At 71.3% G+C, this 14630-nt stretch carries 13 protein-coding genes; 10 read left to right on the top strand and 3 right to left on the bottom strand.

Annotation, left to right across the window (positions count from 1 at the left end):
- The first annotated feature begins 9 nt into the window (after nt 1–9).
- Complete coding sequence (locus tag test1122_RS00985) at nt 10–513, top strand: GNAT family N-acetyltransferase (protein ID WP_232267240.1); 504 nt, start codon at nt 10–12, stop codon at nt 511–513.
- Nucleotides 514–541: 28 nt separating this feature from the next.
- Here the strand turns inward: test1122_RS00985 and test1122_RS00980 are convergent, their stop codons facing one another.
- Nucleotides 542–991 (bottom strand): hypothetical protein, encoded by a 450-nt coding sequence (locus tag test1122_RS00980; RefSeq protein ID WP_232267239.1) that lies wholly within the window; start codon nt 989–991, stop codon nt 542–544.
- Nucleotides 963–1331 (bottom strand): hypothetical protein, encoded by a 369-nt coding sequence (locus test1122_RS00975; RefSeq protein WP_232267238.1) that lies wholly within the window; start codon nt 1329–1331, stop codon nt 963–965. Before test1122_RS00975 ends, test1122_RS00980 begins: the two co-directional genes overlap by 29 nt.
- A 436-nt stretch (nt 1332–1767) precedes the next feature.
- Here test1122_RS00975 and test1122_RS00970 point away from each other — a divergent pair, with 436 nt between their 5' ends.
- The 8 genes from test1122_RS00970 (at nt 1768) to test1122_RS00935 (ending at nt 12024) form a co-directional block, all read left to right on the top strand.
- A complete protein-coding gene (locus test1122_RS00970; protein ID WP_232267237.1) occupies nt 1768–2817 on the top strand; it encodes a methionine ABC transporter ATP-binding protein in 1050 nt (349 codons plus the stop codon).
- Complete coding sequence (locus test1122_RS00965; protein WP_232267236.1) at nt 2814–3485, top strand: methionine ABC transporter permease; 672 nt, start codon at nt 2814–2816, stop codon at nt 3483–3485. The genes test1122_RS00970 and test1122_RS00965 overlap by 4 nt, the downstream gene beginning before the upstream one ends.
- A gap of 66 nt (nt 3486–3551) precedes the next feature.
- Nucleotides 3552–4403 (top strand): MetQ/NlpA family ABC transporter substrate-binding protein, encoded by an 852-nt coding sequence (locus test1122_RS00960; protein ID WP_232267235.1) that lies wholly within the window; start codon nt 3552–3554, stop codon nt 4401–4403.
- 115 nt (nt 4404–4518) lie between these two features.
- Entirely contained in the window at nt 4519–5157 is a 639-nt protein-coding gene (locus test1122_RS00955; RefSeq protein ID WP_232267234.1) for a GNAT family N-acetyltransferase, read from the top strand.
- An 85-nt stretch (nt 5158–5242) separates the two neighbouring features.
- Nucleotides 5243–6538, top strand: coding sequence for a precorrin-6y C5,15-methyltransferase (decarboxylating) subunit CbiE (gene cbiE / locus test1122_RS00950; protein ID WP_232267233.1), 1296 nt, complete (start codon nt 5243–5245; stop codon nt 6536–6538).
- A 244-nt stretch (nt 6539–6782) separates the two neighbouring features.
- Nucleotides 6783–9857: a nicotinate-nucleotide--dimethylbenzimidazole phosphoribosyltransferase gene (gene cobT / locus test1122_RS00945; protein WP_232267232.1), complete on the top strand. Its 3075-nt coding sequence runs from the start codon at nt 6783–6785 to the stop codon at nt 9855–9857.
- Nucleotides 9858–9941: 84 nt separating this feature from the next.
- Complete coding sequence (cobA, locus tag test1122_RS00940) at nt 9942–11171, top strand: uroporphyrinogen-III C-methyltransferase (RefSeq protein WP_232267231.1); 1230 nt, start codon at nt 9942–9944, stop codon at nt 11169–11171.
- Between the two features lie 40 nt (nt 11172–11211).
- Entirely contained in the window at nt 11212–12024 is an 813-nt protein-coding gene (locus test1122_RS00935) for a TrmH family RNA methyltransferase (RefSeq protein ID WP_232267230.1), read from the top strand.
- Nucleotides 12025–12318: 294 nt separating this feature from the next.
- On the opposite strand, the gene test1122_RS00930 is transcribed toward test1122_RS00935, so the two are convergent.
- Complete coding sequence (locus test1122_RS00930; RefSeq protein WP_232267229.1) at nt 12319–13536, bottom strand: serine/threonine-protein kinase; 1218 nt, start codon at nt 13534–13536, stop codon at nt 12319–12321.
- 784 nt (nt 13537–14320) lie between these two features.
- On the opposite strand from test1122_RS00930, the gene test1122_RS00925 reads away from it, so the two are divergent.
- Nucleotides 14321–14542 carry a hypothetical protein gene (locus test1122_RS00925; protein ID WP_232267228.1) on the top strand — a complete coding sequence of 74 codons (222 nt, stop codon included), beginning with the start codon at nt 14321–14323 and terminating at the stop codon, nt 14540–14542.
- The last annotated feature ends 88 nt before the right edge of the window (nt 14543–14630 follow it).

The raw sequence follows: 14630 nt of genomic DNA, 5'->3' as shown, positions 1-14630 counted from the left end.
CGTGCGCACATGGGCATGAGCGTGACCATCTCTGCGGCGACCGAGCACGACGCCGAGCAGATCCTCAAGCTGCAATATCTCTGCTACCAGACCGAAGCCGAGCTGTACGGCGACTACGCCATCGAGCCGCTCACCCAGACGCTGGACGCCCTGCGCGCCGAGCTGTCGGGCGGCTGCGTCCTGGTCGCCCGGCTCGGCGCGGAGGTCGTGGGATCCGTACGCGGCACCGTCGACAGCGAGGGCACCGCCCATATCGGCAAGCTCATCGTGCACCCCCGGATGCAGCGGCATGGCCTTGGCGGGCGGTTGCTCACCGCGGTCGAGAACCAGCTGGCTCGTGAGCAGGGCGCGCAGCGCTTCCGGCTCTTCACCGGCCACCGCAGCGATGGCAACCTCCGGCTCTACCGCCGCTGCGGCTACGTACCGGCGGCCACCGAGCGGATCTCCCCGAAACTCAGCGTGATCACCCTGGAGAAGGAGGCCGTGGCACACGCGTTCACCACGAGCGCCTGACCCAGACCCTGGCTGCGGCGGTCCCGCGCTACGCGCTCCGTGACCGCCGCAGCCAGATCAGGCCTGTCACCGGCAGTGCCAGCGGGATGAACAGATAGCCCATGCCGTAGTCCGACCACACGGTGGCATCCGGGAAGGCCGATGGGTCCATCAGCGTCCAGGTGCCCACGGTCAGCACCCCGGCGAGCTCCGCGACGCAGCAGCCGACCGCTGCCTTACGGGCCCCCTCACCGCCCCGGACGAGGGCGACCGTGATGAACGCGTACACCAGCGCGGCCACCGCGGACAGGAGGTACGCCAGCGGCGCCTCCTCGAAGCGGGTGGAGAGCTGGTAGACGGAGCGAGAGGCGGCGCCGATGGTGAAGACCGCGTACAGCGTCACCAGCAGCCGCCCGGGCCCCGCCCCGATCCCGGTCCGGGTGCCGTCAACCGTCTTCCCGGGAGCGGTATCAGCCACCGCCGCCTCCCCAGATGTCATAGAGGCGGACCTCCAGCACGGCCAGCACCACGGCGCCCGCCGCCACCGTGGCCGAGCCCCAGCGAGTGCGCTCGGCCAGTGAGAGGAAGCCGACCGCGGGCACCGCGGCCGCGGCGCCGAGCAGATACGAAACGAAGATCACCGAGCTGTCGGACGGCTCCTGCCCCCGTGCCAGCCACACCACGCCGACCACCAGCTGAAGCAGGGCGAGTACGGTGACCACGGCCATGCCGATGAAGTGCCAGTCCTTGGTCGGCTGGTCCCGGTAGGCCGCGTGGCCGCACCAGGCGGCCAGCGCGAGGGCGGTCACGGTGACCGCGACCGTCAGCGGGATGAACATGCCAGTGACTCTATTACGGGTCCGAGGTCCCGCCGTATGGGCCCCAGGCACGGGGCGCCTCCACACGCGGTGATGTCCACTACCCGGACAAGGATCTCGGTCTCTGGGACCCCGGACCGGGGTCTGCTTTACTGATCTCCATGACCACGACGAGCAGCCGCATCCCTGCGACCGAGGCGATGACCACGCCCGGTGTCTGCCGCGTGTGTCGAATGTGTGACCGCTGAGGGCCCCCGCCTGAGCAGCCTCGCGCCCCGAAGCGAGACCTGAGCCCCGTTCCCCTGGCACGGACGCGCTCGCCCCCGCGCTCACTCACCCATGGCCCCGCCGCCCACTGACGGCGCGGCCCGCACCGAAACCCCTCCTCCCCAAGCAATGCCCCCTGCCCGGCGCTCACCTGCTCCCGCGCCGCGCACTCGACAGTGACGGAAACCCAGTGATCACCACTACGGACCTGAGCAAGGTCTATCGCACGCGTGACCGTGAGGTCACCGCCCTGCGCGGCGTGAATCTGCATGTCCGCGAGGGTGAGGTCTACGGCGTCATCGGACAGAGCGGCGCCGGTAAGTCCTCTCTCATCCGCTGCGTCAATCTCCTGGAGCGGCCAACCTCCGGCACGGTGACCGTCGATGGCCGGGACCTCACCGCACTGGCCGGACGCGGCAAGCGTGCGGGCGCGGACCTCCGCGCGGCCCGGAGCCGCATCGGCATGGTCTTCCAGCACTTCAATCTGCTCTCCTCCCGCACCGTGCAGGGCAATGTCGAACTGCCGTTGGAGATCCTCGGCGTCTCCGGACGGGACCGCGGCCGCAAGGCCCTGGAACTGCTCGACCTCGTCGGCCTCGCCGAGAAGGCCCGCGCCTACCCGGCTCAGCTCTCCGGTGGTCAGAAACAGCGCGTCGGGATCGCCCGCGCGCTGGCGGGCGATCCCAAGGTGCTGCTCTCCGACGAAGCGACCTCCGCCCTCGACCCCGAGACCACCCGCTCCGTACTGCGGCTGCTGCGTGATCTCAATGAGCAGCTCGGCCTGACCGTGCTGCTCATCACCCATGAGATGGATGTCGTCAAAACCGTCTGCGACTCGGCCGCGCTGATGCGGGGCGGCGAGATCGTGGAATCCGGCACCGTCTCCGGCCTGCTGGCAACTCCCGGTTCCGAGCTGGCCAATGAGCTCTTCCCGGTCGGCGGGGAGCCCTCCGCGCCGGACCGCACGGTCGTCGACGTCACCTTCCACGGTGCCTCCGCGGCCCAGCCGGTGATCTCCCAGCTCGCCCGGACATACAACATCGACATCTCGATCCTCGGCGCCGCCATGGACACCGTGGGCGGCCGCCAGATCGGCCGGATGCGGATCGAGCTGCCGGGCGGCTTCGAGGACAACGTCGTGCCGATCGGCTTCCTGCGGGAGCAGGGGCTGACCGTCGATGTCGCGGCTGTCTCAGGCACCGCCGTTATGGACGCACTGACAGAGGAGAGCGCCAAGTGAGCTGGGCCGAGATGCAGCCACTGCTGATCCAGGGGTGCGTGGACACCCTGTATATGGTCGGCTGGTCCACGCTGATCGCCGCCCTCGGTGGACTGCCGCTGGGCGTCCTGCTGGTCCTCACCGACCGTGGCGGGATGCTGCGGAACGCGCCGGTGAACAACGTCATCGGCGCCCTGGTGAATGTCGGGCGCTCGCTGCCGTTCATCATTCTGCTGGTCGCTCTGATCCCGTTCACCCGCCTAGTGGTGGGTACCTTCATCGGCCCCACCGCGGCGATCGTGCCGCTCGCTATCGGCGCCATACCCTTCTTCGCCCGGCTGGTGGAGACCGCGGTCCGGGAGGTTGACCACGGACTGGTCGAGGCCGTCCAGGCGATGGGCGGCGGCACCGGCACCGTGGTCTTCAAGGCACTGCTGCCGCAAGCCCTGCCCTCGTTGGTCGCCGGGCTCACCACCACCGTCATCGTGCTGATCGGCTACTCCGCCATGGCCGGTGTGGTCGGCGGCGGCGGCCTGGGCGACCTCGCCCTCGCCTACGGCTTCCGGCGCTTCGAGACCGGACTGATGCTCGTCACCGTGGGAGTTCTGATCGTCCTCGTGGCGGCCGTGCAGCTGCTCGGTGACACCGCGGTGCGGCTCCTCGCCCGCCGGGAGCGGGTCAGCTCCTGAGACTTCTCCCCCCAAAGGCCCGAACCCTTCGTCGGGCAGCTACCACATCAGAAAGAGGCACTCTTCGTGCGCACCATTATCAAGATCACCTCAGCGGGCGCGGCGACCGCCGCCCTCACCCTTGGCCTGGCCGCCTGCGGCACCGCCTCCGATCCCGGCAACAGCTCCGCCACGGGCGGCGGCGAGTCGCTGACCGTGGCCGCGTCGGCGGCCCCGCACGCCAAGATCCTGGAGTACGTACGGGACAACCTGGCCAAGAAGGAAGACCTTGACCTCAAGGTCAAGGTCTTCGACGACTACGTCCTGCCCAACCTCGCCACCGACAACGGTGAGGTGGACGCCAACTACTTCCAGCACAAGCCCTATCTGGATGACTTCAACAAGAAGGAGGGCACCCATGTCACCCCAGTGGTCAACGTCCATCTGGAGCCGCTGGGTCTGTACTCCAAGTCGGCCAAGGATCTGAAGGACATCAAGAGCGGCCAGACCATCGCGGTGCCCAACGACACCACCAACGAGGGCCGGGCGCTCAGGCTCCTTGACGATCACGGTCTGATCGAGCTCAAGGCCGGTGCGGGCCAGAGCGCCACCCTGGGTGACATCAAGGACAGCAAGGGCCTGAAGTTCAGGGAACTGGAGGCCGCCACCGTGCCCCGCTCCCTGGATGATGTGGACGCCGCCGTCATCAATGGCAACTACGCCATCGAGGCCGGTCTCAAGCCGACCAGGGACGCCCTGGTCCTGGAGCAGGCGGACGGCAACCCGTACGCCAACTTCCTCGCCGTCAAGAAGGGCAACGAGAGGGAACCGGGGATCGTGAAGCTCGTGAAGCTCCTTAACTCCGATGAGGTCAAGAAGTTCATCGAGGATGAATACGACGGGTCCATCGTTCCCGCCTTCGGTGCCGTCAAGTCCTGACCTCCGCGGTGGAATATCCAGCGCCGGGCCCCGCCCACGATTGGGGCCCGGCGCTGCGTATCCACGGGCCAATGCTGCATGCTGTGCACTTGACCCCAAAGGCATGGAGCGGCGCATGACTTCCACCTTCCCGGACATCTCGATCAGTACGGACCGGCTCGTGCTGCGCCCGTTCGAGGAAGCGGATATCCCCGCCTTCGCGGAGATGATGAACGATGAGCTCGTCACCGCCTGGACCAGTGCGCCTGTCCCGTATACCGAGCATGACGCCAGACAGTGGATCACCCGGCGCGCGCCCGCCGAGCGCGCCACGGGGCGCGGCATCGTCTTCGCCGTCACCGAATTCCTCACTCAGCGACTGGTAGGCACCGTCCAGCTGAAGAACGCCGACTGGCGCACCCTGGCCACCGAGGCCATCTATGTCGTCGCGCCCTGGGCGCGCGGCGAGGGCTATGCGTCCGAGTCGGTGCTCGCGGTCGCGGGGTGGCTCTTCCAGGACCAGAAGTTCGAGCGTCTGGAACTGCGTACCGCCGCCGACAACACCGCCTCCCAGCAGGTCGCTCAGCGGATCGGCTGTATCAGCGAGGGCGTGCTGCGCAACGCCTGGATAGCGCGCAGCCGTACCGAGGACGGTGGCTGGACGGATATCCGTACCGACCTGATCGTATGGAGCCTGATCCCCGAGGACCTCGACGGTGTCGCCGAGCAGTCGGCCGAGCTGGGCAGCTACACACCGTACGCCGACTGGAACTGACCGCACCCGGGGACGAGCGGAACGGCGGCGGGAGGTAGTCTCACTGGCGCCCCCGACCTGCGACGAGCCCAGGAGAGTCCCGCCGATGGCCGACCGTGTCACCGTGATCGGGTGGGACGGCTCGCCGCTGACCGGTGCCGCCCGTGCCGCGCTCGGCGCGGCCACCCTCGTCGCGGGGGCCGCCCACCATCTGGCAATGCCCGAGGTGCCGCCGGGGGCTGAACGGATCCGGCTGGGCAGTGTCTCCCTCGCCGCTCAGCGGATCGCGCAGCACCGGGGCACCGCGGTGGTGCTGGCCGACGGTGACCCGGGTTTCTTCGGGGTCGTACGCACCCTGCGGGCGCCCGAACACGGACTCGAGGTCGAGGTCGTCCCCGCTGTGTCGGCGGTCGCCGCCGCCTTCGCCCGTGCCGGAATGCCCTGGGATGACGCCCAGATCGTGGTGGCCCACAGCCGCACCCTGCGCCGGGCCGTCAATGTCTGCCGGGCACATACCAAGGTCGCCGTCCTCACCTCACCGGGAGCGGGACCGGCCGAACTCGCCCTGCTGCTCGCCGGGGTGCACCGCACCTTCGTCATCTGTGAGGCACTGGGCACCGCACAGGAACGGATCACCGTCCTCACATCCGACAAGGCCGCCGACCACATCTGGCGGGACCCCAATATCGTCATCGTCGTCGGCGGCCATGGCGCCGGTGCGCCCTCCGGCACCGTGCAGGGCCGGGGGTCCGCCCAGGCCGCCGCGTCCGGGGGAGGGTGGCTCGCCGCGCACCACCCCGGCTATCCGGACGCACCGCGCGGCTGGGCGCAGCCGGTGGGGGAGTACGCCGGAGCACCTGCGGGCGTCAGCGCCGGGACTGTTGGGGAATCCGTTCAGCTGCGCGCCGCCCAGCTCGCCCGGCTTGGTCCCCGTATCGGCGATCTGGTCTGGGATATTGGCGCGGGCAGCGGCGCCACCGCGGTGGCGGCTGCCCGGTTCGGCGCGGCTGTGATCGCCGTTGACCGTAACGCCGACGCCTGCGCCCGCACCACCGCTGCCGCCCGCCGCTTCGGTGCTCAGCTTCAGGTCGTGCACGGTGGCGCCCCGCAGGTGCTGGAGAACCTCCCCGAGCCCGATGTGGTGCGCATCGGCGGCGGGGGCCTGCGTACCGTAGCGGCCTGCGCCGACCGGCGCCCCGAGTGCATTGTCACCCACGCCACCACCCGGGATGAGGCCGAAGGGATTGGCAGGGTGCTCGCTGACGGCGGATACACCGTGGAGTGCGCGCTGCTGCAGTCGGTGGAGCTGAACACCGAGTACACCGGGCAGACCGGGCACACGGCGCAGTGGACCGAGCGTGAACGCTCCGTTGTCTTCTTGCTGTCCGGCAGCCGTATGTGATCTTTCGCGGAGCGAAGCGTGACCAACCGGGGTCACTCGTGCACCCATGGCTGGTGCGGCCTGACGTCCCGGGTAGGCTGATGGACTGTTGTGCCACCAACCGGGGTTGACGCTATGTCGACAATGTCGGGATGGTGTAGGCGGGGAGACGTACCGCGTGCTGTGCACGCTCGTTCTTCTCTACGGGAGGCGCGTAGGTCCCGCCGGGGCTGGAAGGAGCACTACCGATGGGCGAGGGGTACGCATGACTGACACCGGCCAGGTCCCGGGCGAGGGACAGCCGGAGAGCGCAGGCGCACAGCCGGAGCAGCCGGGCGTACCGGCTCCCGGCGCGTACTTCGCGGACCCGGCCGCCGGCGGTGCGGCAGCGGATGAGGACGATCTGCTCCTGATGCCCGGCACCCAGGGCCCCTGGAGCGACCCCGGCCAGCAGTCGCCCGCCGGTTCGGTGCCGGGAGCGCATGAGACCGAGGGACGTGACTCCGGGTCCCTTGACTACGGCGCTGTCCGCACACCGCCTGGTGCCGCACCGCGCCGTCCGCTGCACCTCGGCCCGCCCGTGCCGGAACAGTCCGGCGCGGTACGTTCGCTCGCCGACCGTGGCCCCAGCGCGGCGGCCAGCCCGCCGCCCGCCATGCCCGGACCCGAAGCGCACGCGCCCGTCCGGCAGCCGGGGCCGCCCACCGCCGGCCCCGAGTACCTGGACGTCGCACACGAGGAGCCCGCCGCGCCGCCCGCCGCGGCGGAGGCTGCCGCCCCGGCACCGGAGGAATCGGCGCCGCTGCCCGCCCCTCAGCTGGGCGCACTGCCACCGCAGCCAGGCGCCTGGCACGCCGAAGCCCCGCCTGCGACCTCAGCAGAAACGGTCGACCACACGCCGTCCGAGACCCCGCCGCCCAGCCCGGAGGCGGCAGAGCCCACGCCTGCTGCCCAGCCCGTACCGGCGGCCGAGCCCGTACCGGCGGCCGAGCCCGTACCGGCGGCCGAGCCCGTACCGGCGGCCGAGCCCGCGCCTGCGGCCGAGGCCGTACCGGTGCCGCCCATGGCCGCTCAGCAGCCCGCGCCGGAGCCACCGCAACCCGCCCCCGCCCCGGCCGCCGCCGAGCCTCCCGCGGCCACCGAGGAGCCGCTGAACCCGGCGCCTCCCGTGGCCGCCGAGACCCCGGCCGACGCCCAGTCCGGGCCCGCCCCCGTTGCGGCCGAGCCCCAACTCGCCGTCGCCGCCGTGCCCGGGGCGGGGCCCCAGATCATGGAAGCCGTACCCGTTCCCGCCCAGGCCCCCGCCGCCCAGACCCAGCCCAGCGAGCCCGACGAGCCGCAGCCCGCTGAGCCGCAGGAGAACCCGGCGGCCGTCCCCGCGACCCCACCCGCCGGGGTACAGGTCGTACCCGCCCCGCGCTCCGAGGACGCCGCGCTGTTGAACACCCCGGCTGAGCGCACCCCCGCTGAAGGCACCCCGCAGCCGGTGCCCGAGAGCCCCAAGTCCGCCGAAGCCACGGAGGCCGCCGGGCCCCCCGGCCCTCCCGAGCAGCCCGCCGAGCCCGCGGCACAGCCCGCCGAGCCCGCAGAGCCGACCGAGCCCTCGCCCCCCGCTCCCGGATACCCCGAGGCCGAACGGGAAGCGCTGCACCGGGTGATGCGCGAGCGACGCGACATCCGCAACGGCTTCCGGCCCGATCCCATCCCCCATGAGGTGCTGCTGCGCGTTCTGGAGGCGGCCCACACCGCGCCCAGCGTCGGGCACTCCCAGCCCTGGGACTTCGTCATCATCCGCTCCGGGGAGACCCGCCGGACGATGCACGAGCTGGCCACCCGGCAGCGTGAGGCCTACGCCAAGTCGCTGCCCAAGGCCCGCGCCAAGCAGTTCAAGGAACTGAAGATCGAGGCGATCCTCGATACCCCGGTCAATATCGTCGTCACCGCCGACCCCACCCGCGGCGGCCGCCACACCCTCGGCCGTCACACCCAGCCGCAGATGGCGCCGTACTCCTCCGCGCTGGCCGTCGAGAACCTCTGGCTCGCCGCCCGCGCCGAGGGCCTGGGCGTCGGCTGGGTCAGCTTCTTCGACGAGCGCGAGATGGTCCGCGCGCTCGGCCTGCCGGGGCACCTGGAGGTCGTTGCCTATCTGTGCGTCGGATACGTCGACGCGTTCCCGCAGGAGCCCGAGCTGATGCAGGCCGGGTGGTCCAAGCGCCGCCCGCTGTCCTGGGTCGTCCACGAGGAGTCCTACGGCCGCCGCGCCCTGCCCGGCGCCGAGCCGCACGATCTGCTGGCCGAGACGCTGGAGGGCATCCGCCCACTGGACGCCAAGGCACTGGGCGAGGCCTGGGAGCGGCAGAAGCGGATGACCAAGCCCCCGGGTGCGCTGGGCATGCTGGAGATCATCTCCGCACAGCTCAGCGGCCTTTCGCGGCAGTGCCCGCCACCGATTCCGGAGCCCGCGGCCGTCGCTATCTTCGCCGGTGACCACGGGGTGCACAGCCAGGGCGTCACCGCTTGGCCGCAGGAGGTCACGGCGCAGATGGTCGCCAACTTCCTCGGTGGCGGCGCCGTCTGCAACGCCTTCGCCAACCAGGTCGGCGCCGAGGTCTGTGTCGTCGATGTCGGCGTCGCGGGCGAACTGCCCAGCACCCCCGGGCTGCTGCCGCGCAAGGTCCGGCCCGGCACGGCGGACTTCACCCTCGGACCCGCGCTGGAGCGGGAAGAGGTGCTGCGCGCCATCGAGGTGGGCATCGAGACCGCCCGCGATCTGGTCGCGGCGGGCAACAAGGCGCTGCTCACCGGCGAGATGGGCATCGCCAACACCACCGTCTCGGCCGCCCTGATCTCGGTGTATACCGGCTCCGACCCGGCTGAGGTGACCGGACGGGGCACCGGCATCAATGACGAGATGCACGCCCGTAAGGTCGATATCGTGCGTCGCGCGCTCGAACTCCACCAGCCGGATCCCGCCGACCCCATCGGTGTCCTCGCCGCGATCGGCGGCCTGGAGCACGCCGCCATCATCGGTCTGATTCTCGGCGGTGCCTCACTGCGTACACCGGTCATCCTGGACGGCGTCAGCGCGGGAGCCGCGGCGCTGGTCGCGCGGGCGATCGCCCCGGAGGCGCTGGCGGCGTGTATCGCGGGCCACCGCAGCGCGGAGCCGGGCCATGTGGCGGCGCTGACCAAGCTGGGCCTGCGTCCACTGGTCGACCTCGATCTCCGGCTGGGCGAGGGCACTGGCGCCCTGCTGGCCCTGCCGGTGGTGCAGAGCGCCGCGCGTGCGATGCACGAGGTCGCCACCTTTGACTCGGCGGGCGTCACCGAGAAGAACTGACCCCCGCCCGACCTTTACAGTGTGCCCATAACACCGCTTCGTCGTCGCAGCGGCCAGCACCAGCGCCCAAGGAGCCGCACCGTCATGCCGGACACCCCCGCGTATCCCGTCGGACTGCGCCTGAGCGGACGTCGCGTGGTCGTCGTCGGCGGCGGCACCGTCGCCCAGCGCCGGCTTCCCGCGCTGGTCGCCGCGGGCGCCGACATCCTGCTGATCGCACCCTCGGCCACCCCCTCGGTGGAGGCCATGGCCGAGGCGGGTGAAATCCAGTGGGAGCGCCGTGGCTACCAGGACGGCGACCTGGACGGCGCCTGGTACGCACTGATCGCCAGCAGCGATCTGGAGGCCAACGCCGCCGCCTCCGACGAAGCCGAGCGGCGCCGCGTCTGGTGCGTCCGCAGCGATGACGCCGAGGCCGCCACCGCCTGGACCCCGGCGACCGGACGCAGCGAGGGCGTCACCGTCGCCGTCCTCACCGGCCGTGACCCGCGCCGCTCCGCCGCCGTGCGGGACGCCGTGGTCGAGGGCCTCCGCGACGGCAGCCTCGTAGCGCCCCAGCACCGGGCCCGTACGGCGGGAGTCGCGCTGGTCGGCGGGGGCCCCGGCGACCCGGACCTGATCACCGTCCGGGGCCGCCGGCTGCTCGCCGAGGCGGACGTAGTGATCGCCGACCGCCTTGGCCCCCGCGACCTTCTCGATGAACTTCCCCCGCATGTCGAGGTCATCGATGCCGCGAAGATCCCCTATGGCCGGGCCATGGCCCAGGAAGCCATCAACAACGCCCTGATCGAGCATGCCAAGGCGGGCAAGTCCGTCGTCCGCCTCAAGGGCGGCGACCCCTTCGTCTTCGGCCGGGGCATGGAGGAGGCCGAGGCGCTGGCCGAGGCCGGTGTCCCGGTCACCGTCGTGCCCGGCATCTCCAGCTCCATCAGCGTGCCGGGCGCCGTCGGTATCCCGGTCACCCACCGCGGGGTCGCCCATGAGTTCACCGTGGTCAGCGGCCATGTCGCCCCCGACGATGAGCGCTCGCTCGTTGACTGGGCGGCGCTCGCCAAGCTGCGTGGCACGCTCGTTCTGCTGATGGCGGTGGAACGTATCGGCGCCATCGCCGAGGCCCTGGTCGCCCACGGCCGGGACGCCGAAACCCCGGTGGCCATCGTGCAGGAGGGCACCATGGCGGCCCAGCGCCGGGTGGACGCCACCCTCGCCACGGTCGCCGAGACCGCGACGGCGGAGGGCGTACGGCCTCCGGCGGTCATCGTCATCGGCGATGTGGTGAACGTAGCGTCGGCCACACGCCGGAGCCACGCCTGACCGCATTGGCACTTCGAGCCGGACAAGGCAGTATCACCCTGTGGCTGATCTCATCACCATCGACAACCCCGATGACCCACGGCTGAGCGACTACACCGGACTGACCGATGTCGAGCTCAGACGCAAACGCGAGCCCGCCGAAGGCCTCTTCATCGCCGAGGGCGAGAAGGTCATCCGTCGTGCCAGGCACGCGGGCTACGAGATGCGGTCGATGCTGCTCTCCGCCAAGTGGGTCGAGGTCATGCGCGATGTCATCGACGAGGTCCCCGCACCCGTCTACGCCGTGAGCCCCGAGCTGGCCGAGCGGGTGACGGGCTATCACGTACACCGCGGCGCCCTCGCCTCGATGCAGCGCAAGCCGCTCACCGACCCGTCGGAGCTGCTGGCGACCGCGCACCGGGTCGTGGTGATGGAATCGGTCAACGACCATACGAACATCGGCGCCATCTTCCGCAGCGCGGCCGCCCTCGGCATGGACGCGGTCCTGCTCTCCCCGGACTGCGCCGATCCGCTCTACCGGCGGTCCGTCAAGGTCTCCATGGGCGCGGTCTTCTCGATGCCGTACGCCCGTCTGGAGAGCTGGCCGCACAGCCTGCAGACGGTCCGGGAGGCGGGCTTCACCCTGCTCGCCCTCACCCCTGATGAAAAGGCCGTGCCCATTGGCGATGCCGCTTCGCGCGGGCTGGCCCGCGTCGCCCTGATGCTGGGCGCCGAGGGCGAAGGGCTGTCCACCCGTGCTCTGATGGCCGCCGAAGAATGGGTCCGTATCCCGATGGCCCACGGCGTCGACTCCCTGAACGTAGGCGCCGCCGCCGCAGTCGCCTTCTACGCTCTGGGCACCACCCCTCTCTAACGGCGTCCTCCCGCCTCCCAGCGCCGGGCCGCCACTGTGTTGTGGGCACTCGGGCCGCCCGAGGGGCGGAACGGGTGGGCACAACACCCGGCCACCGGCCCGCACCGGGCCAACCCCGGGGCCCGGGGCGAAGCCCCGGTTACGGGAAGGGGCGGGAATTGGGGAAACCCACCCCCAGCACCCCGCACCCGGGGCGGAGCCCGCCACGCGGCGCAGCCGCACATCGGCACAGCCGGAAAGGGGCGGGACACGGGGAACCCCACCCAGGCGGCGCAGCCAAGCGCACAGCGAATGTCACCCCGCCGCGGACACCGGCACCGTCAGCGCGGGCAGACTACGGGCCGGCCCCTGGCAGCCCTGTGCCGCCGCGATCCCCAGCGCCACCAGCAGCGTGACGGTGACAAAGACGACCAGCCGCTGCCGCAGCAGCCTGCGGTCCGGCCCGGGCGAAGGGCGCCGCCCGTTCCGGGCCGGCGGTCGGCCCCCCGTGCGGGCTGCCGGGCGCCCGCCACGCCCCCGGGTGGAACCCGTGCGCGGCGCCGTGCGCGGCGCCGTGCGCGGCGCCGGGCGAGGCGTCGACGCCCGCGGCGCCGCGGGCGTCCGGGGAGCCGCCGCCCGCTCCGTGGGTTCCTGGGCACGGCGCCCAGGGTCACTCGGCCGAGCCCCCGCCGCCCCGCCTTCCGGCAGCCCCCGCGCCTCCCGCGCCGCGATCTCCTTGAGCCGCAACGACAACTGCAGCGTGCTCGGCCGGTCCTCCGGCGACTTCGCCAGACACGCGTGCACGATGGGTGCCAACGCCGCGGGCACCGACTGCAGCTGGGGCTCCTCGTGCACCACGCGGTACAGCATCACCTCGGAACTGCCCTGCCCGAAGGGTGAGTCAGCCGTCGCCGCGTACGCCAGCGTCGCGCCCAGCGAGAAGACGTCCGTCGCCGGCGTCACCGCCGCCCCCCGCACCTGCTCAGGCGCGAGAAACCCGGGCGACCCGACCGCCGTACCCACATGGGTCAGCGTGCTCGCGCCCGTTGCCCAGGCGATACCGAAGTCGATGATGCGCGGACCCTTGGGCGAGAGGAGGATGTTGGACGGTTTCAAGTCCCGGTGCACCACCCCGGCCTCGTGCACCGCCACAAGCCCCTCGGTGAGCGCCGCACCGATGGCGGCGACCTGTGCCGGGGGCAGTGGCCCGCCCTCGTTCACCTTGTCATGCAGTGAAGGCCCCGGCACATACTGGGTGGCGAACCACGGCCGGTCCGCGTCCAGATCGGCCGCCACCAGCCGGGCCGTGCAGCCACCACGGATCCGCCGTGCCGCCGATACCTCGCGTGCGAAGCGCGAACGGAACTCCTGGTCCTCGGCGAGGTCCGGCCGGATCACCTTCAGGGCCACCCGCTGCCCACGCCGGTCCGAGCCGAGATACACCACGCCCATACCGCCCGCGCCCAGCCGCCGATGGAGCCTGAACGAGCCGACGACTCGCGGGTCCTCGCGCCGGAGCCGCATCATCGCCATGTCCATCCCCGCTGCCCGGTCCGTCTGACGTCCACAGCTTACGGACTGCCGCCCGCGCCTGCCGAGAGGCCGCGCACGCGGCGCCGAACTCAATGTCAGTGCCCGGTGAAAACCTGGGAGTAACGGCATGCGGACAGTCAGTGCCGACGGCATGCCGCGCCGTCCTGCCCAACAGACCGCCGCAGTAGGGGGAATGACGCGCTGAAAGGTGATGGGGTGTAAATACGAGTGGACGCCGGGACGCCACACGGACCACGAAACGGTGGCTGGAAAGGCCGATCGCCGGGTCGGGACGCAGCTGCGATAGGGAGTGGGGGAGGTGAGAGAAGTCACCTCCTCATAGCTGAGGCGCATGGAAGTGCCCCCACCGGCACGAGTGTTGCGTACCGCTCGCTTGGTGATTCCGCTCCCCCCGAACCGGTCCCTCGCGGAATGGGCAAAAAGTACCACAAACCAGGGAATCAGCAGGAGATCGGATGGCGGACCGCGTTCTGGCCCTGGTGGAACACCCGATGCCGCGTCACGACACTCGTCCGGAGCCAGCGCGCTGACCTGCGGTGGAGCCTGACCCCTCCGGGATGACCTGGGGGATTTCAGGCCGCGTCTCCACCCTGGGGAGTATCCGGGGGCGTCCGGCGTCATCCTGGGGGAGGCCCCGCAGCCAGTACGCCGGCATGACGCCCGCGCCCTGGAGCGGTCCTAATGTTGAGGTCAAGCGGCGGGCGCAGCACTCGTCCCCCGAGGTCAGACGTCCGCCGCCCGGACCACGACGGGAGCTTCAACCATGGCGCACACAGCAGGGCGTACAGCGGTCCGGGCTCAGGAGCGGGTGGCGGGAGTCCTCACCGGGATCTCCGCCATCGGTACCCGACCCTCCGGCCGCCGCCATCCCCTGGTGGCCGTCGCCATGGTGCTCCCGTTCGCGCTGCTGCTCGCCGTCATCTTCGGCGGGGTGGAAGCGGTGGTCACACAGGCGTCGTCCGTGGCGGGAATGCTGGGGCGCTGAGCGGCGCCCCGGGCTCGGGAGAGCGGCCCGAGCCGGGGACTTCCAGCCATCAACCCCGTGGGGACGGGGGGTGCGACGGACGGCACGA

It is taken from the genome of Streptomyces gobiensis, assembly GCF_021216675.1.
In the GTDB taxonomy this organism is placed as follows: Bacteria; Actinomycetota; Actinomycetes; order Streptomycetales; family Streptomycetaceae; genus Streptomyces; species Streptomyces gobiensis.
This window is presented reverse-complemented; position numbering and strand designations above follow the sequence as displayed.

Bases quoted from the DNA above. Each gene is read 5' to 3' on its own strand.
- test1122_RS00980 (WP_232267239.1), bottom strand. From the start codon at position 991: ATGACATCTGGGGAGGCGGCGGTGGCTGATACCGCTCCCGGGAAGACG.
- cobT (WP_232267232.1), top strand. From the start codon at position 6,783: ATGACTGACACCGGCCAGGTCCCGGGCGAGGGACAGCCGGAGAGCGCA.
- test1122_RS00930 (WP_232267229.1), bottom strand. From the start codon at position 13,536: ATGGCGATGATGCGGCTCCGGCGCGAGGACCCGCGAGTCGTCGGCTCG.
- test1122_RS00925 (WP_232267228.1), top strand. From the start codon at position 14,321: ATGGCGCACACAGCAGGGCGTACAGCGGTCCGGGCTCAGGAGCGGGTG.
- test1122_RS00975 (WP_232267238.1), bottom strand. From the start codon at position 1,331: ATGTTCATCCCGCTGACGGTCGCGGTCACCGTGACCGCCCTCGCGCTG.
- cbiE (WP_232267233.1), top strand. From the start codon at position 5,243: ATGGCCGACCGTGTCACCGTGATCGGGTGGGACGGCTCGCCGCTGACC.
- test1122_RS00985 (WP_232267240.1), top strand. From the start codon at position 10: ATGGGCATGAGCGTGACCATCTCTGCGGCGACCGAGCACGACGCCGAG.
- test1122_RS00955 (WP_232267234.1), top strand. From the start codon at position 4,519: ATGACTTCCACCTTCCCGGACATCTCGATCAGTACGGACCGGCTCGTG.
- cobA (WP_232267231.1), top strand. From the start codon at position 9,942: ATGCCGGACACCCCCGCGTATCCCGTCGGACTGCGCCTGAGCGGACGT.